Genomic DNA, 1,825 nt, shown 5'->3' with positions numbered 1-1,825 from the left:
ATGTAAAAGTGCGCTACTATTGTCGCACTCATTACATTTAGCTATGCGAATATCATCATTATGCCTGATATTAATAAAAAACTATTTTCTCTCGCCACCATCGCCCTGCTGGTCAATTCCGCTGCTTACGCCAATACTGAAACCACGCAAAAAACCGATGTTCTGCTCATCGGCGGCGGCATCATGAGCGCCTCCCTGGGCACCTGGCTTCAGGAGCTGCAGCCGGACTGGAAGCAGGTGATGGTCGAGAAACTCGATAAAGTCGCATTAGAATCATCTAACGGCTGGAATAACGCCGGCACCGGCCACTCGGCTAACATGGAATTAAACTACACGCCGCAGCGCCCGGACGGCAGCATTGATGTCACTAAAGCGCTGGAAATTAACGAACAGTTTATGATCTCCCGCCAGTTCTGGTCGGCGCAGGTGAAGCGCGGCGTATTGAATAATCCGCACTCCTTTATTAATTCCACTCCACATATGAGTTTTGTGTGGGGCGATAAAAATGTGGAATATCTCGGCAAGCGCTACGATGCGCTGCAAAAAACCACGCTGTTCCAGGGCATGAAATTCTCTACCGATCATCAGCGAATTGCCCAATGGGCGCCGCTGGTCATGGCCGGTCGCGATCCGCAGCAGAAAGTGGCTGCCACCTGGACGCCGGTGGGTACTGACGTCAACTATGGCGAAATTACGCGCCAGCTGATTGGTAGCCTGCAAAAGAACGAACACTTTACGCTGCAAACCTCCTCTGAAGTGACCGAGTTTAAGCGCAACGGCGATAACTCGTGGCACGTGACCATTGAAGACGTCAACAGCGGCAAACAGCATGCTATTGACGCGAAGTATGTCTTCATCGGTGCAGGCGGCGGCGCATTGAAGCTGCTGCAAAAAACCGGTATTCCGGAAGCGGATAACTATGCGGGCTTCCCGGTGGGCGGTTCCTTCCTGATGACTGAAAACCCGGACGTGACCCGTCAGCATATGGAGAAAGTCTACGGTCAGGCTTCCGTGGGCGCGCCGCCGATGTCGGTGCCGCACATTGATGCGCGCTTTATCGACGGTAAACGCGTGGTGCTGTTCGGGCCGTTCGCGACCTTCTCAACGAAGTTCCTGAAACAAGGTTCGTTCTTCGATCTGCTGAGCACGACCACCACCAGCAACGTCATGCCGATGACCCACGTGGGTCTGGATAATTTCGACCTGGTGAAATACCTCATCAGCCAGGTGATGTTGAGCGATGACGATCGTTTTGCGGCGCTGAAAGAGTATTACCCGCAGGCGCGTAAAGAAGACTGGAAGTTGATTCAGGCCGGTCAGCGCGTGCAGATCATCAAGAAAGATGCCGATAAAGGCGGCGTGTTGAAGCTGGGGACCGAAGTGGTGGTGGATCAGCAGCGTACCATTTCGGCGCTGCTTGGCGCATCTCCGGGGGCCTCTACCGCCGCGCCTATCACCCTCAACGTGATTAAGAAACTGTTCCCGGAACAGTTCAACTCACCGGAATGGCAGAGCAAAATCCACAGTATCGTCCCGAGCTTTGGCCAGAACCTGAACGGCAACGTCGCGCTGACCCAACAGGTATGGAACGACACCGCCGCGACGCTGGAACTGACCAAACCGCCGGTGATCCAGATGCCAGCCGCCCCGGTAGCGCAGGCTAAACCGGCTGAAGAGCAGCCAGCCAGCGCGTCGCCGCAGCACGACATGGCGCTGTAAACTCACCGTCTCATCCGGGCTACGATCGGTAGCCCGGAGCTTGTCTCTAAGCCCCTTGTCCCGATGATGAACCCGCCCTCATCAATTAAATTGTTGGGTATAATAT

1 protein-coding gene is annotated in these 1,825 nt (G+C 54.6%); it reads left to right on the top strand.

Annotated elements, in window-relative coordinates; genetic code table 11:
• Positions 1-60: 60 nt before the first annotated feature.
• Positions 61-1,719: a malate dehydrogenase (quinone) gene (gene mqo, locus NNN71_RS24490; protein WP_271459569.1), complete on the top strand. Its 1,659-nt coding sequence runs from the start codon at positions 61-63 to the stop codon at positions 1,717-1,719.
• Positions 1,720-1,825 lie beyond the last annotated feature (106 nt).

Source organism: Kluyvera sp. Awk 3, from assembly GCF_028069715.1.
Lineage (GTDB): Bacteria > Pseudomonadota > Gammaproteobacteria > Enterobacterales > Enterobacteriaceae > Kluyvera > Kluyvera georgiana_A.
This window is presented reverse-complemented; position numbering and strand designations above follow the sequence as displayed.